Source organism: Tardiphaga sp., assembly GCF_044340795.1.
Taxonomy (GTDB): domain Bacteria; phylum Pseudomonadota; class Alphaproteobacteria; order Rhizobiales; family Xanthobacteraceae; genus Tardiphaga.
This window is the reverse complement of the sequence record NZ_JBIISY010000291.1, coordinates 1-6,802: the sequence shown is the minus strand read 5'-3', so window position 1 is coordinate 6,802 and position 6,802 is coordinate 1. Positions and strand designations below refer to the sequence as shown.

Annotated in this window: 4 protein-coding genes; 3 read left to right on the top strand and 1 reads right to left on the bottom strand. The window is 62.8% G+C overall.

The genetic code is table 11. The features are described from left to right. The 3 genes from ACIQ17_RS29140 to ACIQ17_RS29130 form a co-directional block, all read left to right on the top strand. A partial coding sequence (locus ACIQ17_RS29140; RefSeq protein ID WP_398472907.1) for a methylenetetrahydrofolate reductase occupies window positions 1–262 on the top strand: 262 nt, incomplete at its 5' end. Window positions 263–281: 19 nt separating this feature from the next. Then, window positions 282–4,160: a methionine synthase gene (gene metH / locus ACIQ17_RS29135; RefSeq protein WP_398472906.1), complete on the top strand. Its 3,879-nt coding sequence runs from the start codon at window positions 282–284 to the stop codon at window positions 4,158–4,160. A gap of 86 nt (window positions 4,161–4,246) precedes the next feature. Continuing rightward, window positions 4,247–4,660 (top strand): DUF6636 domain-containing protein, encoded by a 414-nt coding sequence (locus ACIQ17_RS29130; RefSeq protein WP_398472905.1) that lies wholly within the window; start codon window positions 4,247–4,249, stop codon window positions 4,658–4,660. Between the two features lie 526 nt (window positions 4,661–5,186). On the opposite strand, the gene glpK is transcribed toward ACIQ17_RS29130, so the two are convergent. Continuing rightward, window positions 5,187–6,686, bottom strand: coding sequence for a glycerol kinase GlpK (glpK, locus tag ACIQ17_RS29125; RefSeq protein WP_398472903.1), 1,500 nt, complete (start codon window positions 6,684–6,686; stop codon window positions 5,187–5,189). Between the last annotated feature and the right edge of the window lie 116 nt (window positions 6,687–6,802).

The window sequence follows — 6,802 nt, the reverse complement described above, 5'->3', positions numbered from 1 at the left end:
TAACTTCAAGCAGGCCCGCAATTTCGTCACCCGTGCCGGCACCACCGTGCCGAACTGGCTGGCCGAGAAATTCGACGGCCTCGATAACGATGCGGAAACCCGCAAGCTCGTCGCTGCCACCGTGGTCGCAGGCCAGGTGCAGAAGCTCGCCAAGGCGGGCGTCAACGACTTCCATTTCTACACCATGAACCGCGCCGATCTGGTCTTCGCGATCAGCCATCTCCTCGGCTTCCGCCCCAACGGCGCGCGCAAAGCTGCGTAAATCAAGGCTGCTTAAGATCATGACAGTGCCAGTTTCTCCCAAGCGTACCGCCCTCCTCAAAGCCGCCAGCGAGCGCATCCTCGTGCTCGACGGCGCCATGGGCACCGTGATCCAGGGTCTGATGTTCGATGAAGCCGCGTTCCGCAGCGCGCGCTTCAAGGACTTTCATCGCGACGTGAAAGGCAACAATGATCTGTTGATCCTGACCCAGCCGGACGCGATCGAAAACATCCACGCGGACTATCTGCGCGCCGGCGCCGACATCGTCGCCACCAACACCTTCTCCTCGACTTCCATCGCCCAGGCCGACTACGACATGGCCGATCTCGCTTACGAGATGAGCCGCGACGGCGCGCGCCTCGCCAAGAACGCCGCCATCAAGGTCGAAGCCGAGGATGGCCGCCCGCGTTTCGTCGCCGGCGCCATCGGCCCGACCAACCGCACCGCCTCGATCTCGCCGGATGTCGCCAATCCCGGCTATCGCGCCGTGACGTTCGACGATCTGCGCGTCGCCTATAGCGAGCAGATCAACGGCCTGCTCGACGGCGGCGCCGATCTGCTGCTGGTCGAGACCATCTTCGACACGCTGAACGCCAAGGCCGCGCTCTATGCCATCGCGGAGATCTGCGAGGCGCGCGGCATCGACGTGCCCGTGATGATCTCGGGCACCATCACCGACAAATCCGGCCGCCTGCTCTCGGGCCAGATGCCGGAAGCATTCTGGAATTCGGTGAAGCACGCCAAGCCAGCCACCATCGGCTTCAACTGCGCGCTGGGCGCCGAAGACCTCCGCGCGCATATCGCCGATATCGGCCGCGTCGCCGACACGCTGGTCTGCGCCTATCCGAATGCCGGCCTGCCCAATGAATTCGGCCAGTATGATGAAACACCGGAATATATGGCGAAGCTCGTCGGCGAATTCGCGTCGAGCGGCCTCGTCAATATCGTCGGCGGTTGCTGCGGCACGACGCCGGCGCATATCGCCGCCATCGCCAAGGCCGTCGCCCCGCATAAGCCGCGCGTGATTCCCGAGATCGCGCCGCTGCTGCGCCTGTCCGGGCTCGAGCCGTTCGAGCTGGCGGCGTCGATCCCGTTCGTCAATGTGGGCGAACGCACCAATGTCACCGGCTCGGCCAAATTCCGCCGCCTGATCACCGAAGGCGACTACGCCTCTGCGTTGCAGGTCGCGCGCGACCAGGTCGAGAACGGCGCGCAGGTCATCGACGTCAATATGGACGAGGGCCTGCTGGATTCCGAGAAGGCGATGATCGAGTTCCTCAATCTCGTCGCTTCCGAGCCCGACATTGCGCGCGTCCCGGTCATGGTGGACTCGTCAAAATTCAACGTGATCGAGGCCGGCCTGAAATGCGTTCAGGGCAAGCCGATCGTCAATTCGATCTCCATGAAGGAAGGCGTCGAGAAGTTCATTCACGAAGCCAAGATCGCACAGCGCCACGGCGCTGCTGTCGTCGTCATGGCCTTCGACGAAGTCGGCCAGGCCGACACCTATGAGCGCAAGATCGAGATCTGCAAGCGCGCCTATGACATTCTGGTCAGCGAGCTGGATTTCCCGCCGGAAGACATCATCTTCGATCCCAATGTGTTCGCCATCGCCACCGGCCTCGAAGAACACAACAATTACGGCGTCGACTTCATCGAAGCGACGCGCTGGATCCGCCAGAACCTGCCGCATGCGCATATTTCCGGCGGCGTCTCCAACCTCTCCTTCTCGTTCCGCGGCAATGAGCCGGTGCGCGAGGCCATGCATTCGGTGTTCCTGTATCATGCCATCAAGGCCGGCATGGATATGGGCATCGTCAATGCCGGCCAGATGATCGTCTATGACGACATCGATCCGGAATTGCGCCAGGTCTGCGAGGACACGATCCTCAACCGCGATCCCGGCGCCGGCGAACGGCTGCTGGAGCTCGCAGAGAAATTCCGTGGCCAGACCAAGCAGGCCAAGGAGCAGGATCTCTCCTGGCGCGAATGGCCAGTGGAGAAGCGGCTCAGCCACGCGCTGGTGCACGGCATCACGCAGTATATCGACGAGGATACTGAAGCTGCGCGCCTCACTGTCGAGCGCCCGCTGCATGTGATCGAAGGCCCGCTGATGGACGGCATGAACGTCGTCGGCGACCTCTTCGGCGACGGCAAGATGTTCCTGCCGCAGGTGGTGAAGTCCGCCCGCGTGATGAAGCAGGCCGTGGCTTACCTGATGCCGTTCATGGAGCAGGAGAAGGCCGACAATCTCGCCAAAGGCATCGGCACCGAGGGCGGCCGTTCGTCGGCCGGCAAGATCGTGCTCGCCACCGTGAAGGGCGACGTCCACGACATCGGCAAGAACATCGTCGGCATCGTGCTCCAGTGCAATAATTTCGAGGTCGTCGATCTCGGCGTCATGGTGCCGGCTTCGAAGATCATCGAAACCGCCAAGGCTGAAGGCGCCGATATCATCGGCCTTTCGGGCCTGATCACACCATCCCTGGATGAGATGACCTTCCTCGCCGGCGAGATGGAACGGCAGGGCCTGCAGATGCCGCTGCTGATCGGCGGCGCAACGACCAGCCGCGTGCATACGGCCGTGAAGATCGACCCGAACTATCGCGCCGGTGCCGTCGTGCATGTGAATGACGCCAGCCGCGCCGTGGGTGTCGCATCGTCGCTGCTGTCGCCGGACAAGCGCGAGGCCTATGCGGCCGATGTGCGTGCGGATTATGCAAAAATCTCTGCGGCGCATTTCAAGGCGCAGCAGGACAAGAAGCGCCTGACGCTCGCCGCCGCGCGCGACAACGCGCATGTGGTCGACTTCGGCAAGACCGTGCGCAAGCCAACATTCCTGGGCACCCGCACCTTCAGCGACTATTCGCTGGAAGAACTCGCGCGCTATATCGACTGGACGCCATTCTTCCAGACCTGGGAACTGGCCGGACGTTTTCCGGCCATCCTCACCGACAGCGTCGTCGGCGAAGTCGCGACCTCGCTCTATGCGGACGCGCAGAAGATGCTGAAGCAGATCGTCGAGGAGAAGTGGTTCACCGCCAAGGCGACGGTCGGTTTCTGGCCGGCGAACGCCGTGGGCGACGATATCCGTGTCTATGCCGATGACGACCGCAACAGCGAGATCGCGACCCTGCATACGTTGCGCCAGCAACTGGTGAAGCGCGAAGGCCGTTTCAATGCGGCGCTGTCGGATTTCATCGCACCGAAGGCGTCGGGCGTTGCAGATTATATCGGCGCCTTTGTCGTCACCGCCGGGATCGGCGAGGACATCATTGCGGATCGTTTCAAGAATGCGAATGACGACTACTCATCGATCCTCTGCAAGGCGCTGGCCGATCGCCTCGCCGAAGCCTTCGCCGAGCGCATGCATGAGCGCGTGCGCAAGGAATTCTGGGCCTATGCGCCGGATGAAATGCTGACGCCGGACGACCTGATCCTGGAGAAGTATCAGGGCATCCGTCCGGCGCCCGGCTATCCCGCGCAGCCCGATCACACCGAGAAGGCGACCATCTTCAGGCTGCTCGATGCGGAGAACACCGCGGGCGTGTCGCTGACCGAGAGCTACGCCATGTGGCCGGGATCGTCTGTATCCGGTCTCTATTTCAGCCATCCCGAAAGCTATTATTTCGGCGTCGGCAAGATCGAGCGCGATCAGGCGGAAGACTATGCGGCACGCAAGGGCATGGACGTGGCTGAAGTCGAACGCTGGCTGGCGCCGATCCTGAACTACATTCCGGGTGCTGCAGCTGCCGCGCAGGAAAAGGTCGTCGCGGACAAGCTGGCCGCGCAGGCGCCGGCCAATGACGAGGCGCCTGCCGATCTCGCCACGCACCCGCCGGGCTGCAATTGCGCGGTGCATCTGATGTATCGCGGCAAGGCGGTCGGCGCGAAGTAAGAGCCGGCTGCGCGTGCGGTCATAGGCTTGTGAAACGAGAGCGACTAGACTGGCGCTGCAATGCCATGTCCGGGACATCTCGCCTCATGAAATCATCGCTGCTCGCTTTCGCCCTCGTTCTCGCGCCATTGCCTGCTTTCGCGCAAGGCGCCTCCACCGGCTTCCTGTCACCATCGAAGAACATCGCCTGCCAGTATTTTGCCGACGGCAAGACTGCCGATATCCGCTGCGATATCATGGAAGCGACGGTCAGCGCGCCGAAGCCGAAGGATTGCGAGCTGGAATGGGGCCGCGCTTTCGAGATCAGCAAGGCCGGCCAAAGCGGCATCCGCATCTGCCATGGCGACACCATCATGGATCCAAAACTGCCCGTGCTGAATTACGGCCAGACCTTCCAGCGCGACGGCTTCACCTGCAAGTCGGACCATTCCGGCGTGACCTGCTTCAATGCCGACCGGCACGGATTTTCGATCTCGAGGAACACGCAGTCGGTGTTCTGATCGTCAGGGAACACGGGCCTGCAATCTCGCGGCGCTTGCGCGTCCGAGGTGTGAGCATTTCTCCCCTCCAGACATGAGGGGAGGTGGCACGCCGCAAGGCGCGTTGGGTGGGGATATACGCTGCTCCTGCAAGCTGGATCGCCAGCAAGCCTGAGCCGCGCAACGCCTTACGGCGCGCCACCGCGACGTTCTATTGGTCGAAGGACCGTTCTTCCGGGTACTGGGCAGTTGACCCACAGGTCCGGCAGTTTCCTGCCTTTCGCCCGCACCACGTCCAGCCGCGCACTAGCGGCAGACCCCCATAGTGGGGTCGGACGGTTACCCCCGACCACCCGAGTACGAAGGTTACGTCCACCTCCGTCCGCAGGCGCCGCATCCACGTTCCGCTCGATGACGCCTCATAAAGCGCCCCCTCGCGAACGGGACGAGACGGATACTGGCAGAGATGGGAATTTTGTCAAGAACAAAAAGAGAACTACTTGCTTTCTCATGCGCGGGCTCGTCCTGCATATGCAGGTCGGACGCTTTATGAATGGCCGGGATCGCTGGCCAAGACCCCCTTCACCGCCTGCGCCCAGCCTTTCAGCTTTCGCATCCGCGTGGCCTCGCTCATGACGGGCTTGAAGCGGCGCTCGAGGCGCCAGTTGTCTGCGAATTTTGCGGGCTCGGGGAAAACACCCGCCTTGAGGCCGGCGAGATAGGCGGCGCCGAGCGCCGTCGTCTCCTGGATCATCGGACGATCCACGGGCGCATCGAGCAGATCCGCAAGACGCTGCATGGTCCAGTCCGAGGCGGTCATGCCGCCATCGACGCGCAGCACCACCGTCGCAGCTGAAACATCCGGCCAGTCGGCGCGCATGGCCGCATAGAGATCGCGGGTCTGGTAGCAGACGCTCTCCAGCGCGGCATGCGCGAGCTCGGCCGGGCCGGTGTTGCGCGTGAGGCCGAACAGCGCGCCGCGCACATCGGGGTTCCAGTAGGGCGCACCGAGACCGACAAAGGCCGGCACCAGATAGACCGATTGCGAGGAGTCGTTCTTGTCCGCCAGCGGGCCGCTTTCGGAAGCGCTCTTGATGATGCCAAGGCCGTCGCGCAGCCACTGCACTGCGGAGCCGGCAACGAAGATCGAGCCTTCCAGCGCATAGGTGCGCACGCCGTTCAGCTGATAGGCCACCGTGGTGAGCAGCTTGTGCTTCGACACCACCGGCTTCGTGCCGGTATTGAGCAGCGCGAAACAACCGGTGCCATAAGTGGACTTGATCATGCCGGGCGAAAAACATGCCTGTCCGATGGTGGCGGCCTGCTGGTCTCCGGCGATACCGCCCACCATGATGCTGCCGCCGAACAGATCAGTGCTGCCGAAATCGGACGACGAGTCCTGCACCTTCGGCAGCATCGCCCGCGGCACGCGAAGCAATTTCAGAAGTTCATCATCCCACTCACCCGTGTGGATGTTGAACAGCAGCGTGCGCGACGCATTGGTGGCATCGGTCGCATGCACCTTGCCGCCGGTGAGACGCCACAGCAGATAGCAATCCACAGTCCCGAACATCAGTTCACCGCGCTCGGCGCGGGCGCGGGCGCCGGGGACGTGATCGAGAATCCACGCCACCTTGGTGCCGGAAAAATACGGATCGATGATCAGGCCGGTGCGTTCGGTGATGAAGGGCTCCTGCCCGTCCGCTTTCATCTGCGCGCAGGTCTCCGCGGTGCGGCGATCCTGCCAGACGATGGCGCGATGCACCGCATGGCCGGTGACGCGATCCCACACCACCACGGTCTCGCGCTGATTGGTGATGCCGATGGCGGCGATGTCCTTCGCGCTCACCTTCGCTTTGGCCATGGCATCGCGGCAGACCGCCAAAGTTGACGACCAGATATCCTCGGGCTCGTGCTCGACCCAGCCGGAGGCCGGAAAATGCTGCGGGAATTCCTGCTGCGCGATGGCTGCGATCGAAAGGTCCGCAGCAAAAATCATCGCCCGCGACGAGGTGGTGCCCTGATCGATGGCCATCACGAATGACATGGAGGTTTCTTCCCGGTGGCTGATTGCTTATGCGCGCAGGCAACCGGATCGGGGGGAGAAGGTCAAGTCGTGTCGGATGTAGGGTGGGCAAAGCACAGCGTGCCCACCTTCAAGTG

Bases quoted from the DNA above. Each gene is read 5' to 3' on its own strand.
- glpK (WP_398472903.1), bottom strand. From the start codon at position 6,686: ATGTCATTCGTGATGGCCATCGATCAGGGCACCACCTCGTCGCGGGCG.
- metH (WP_398472906.1), top strand. From the start codon at position 282: ATGACAGTGCCAGTTTCTCCCAAGCGTACCGCCCTCCTCAAAGCCGCC.
- ACIQ17_RS29130 (WP_398472905.1), top strand. From the start codon at position 4,247: ATGAAATCATCGCTGCTCGCTTTCGCCCTCGTTCTCGCGCCATTGCCT.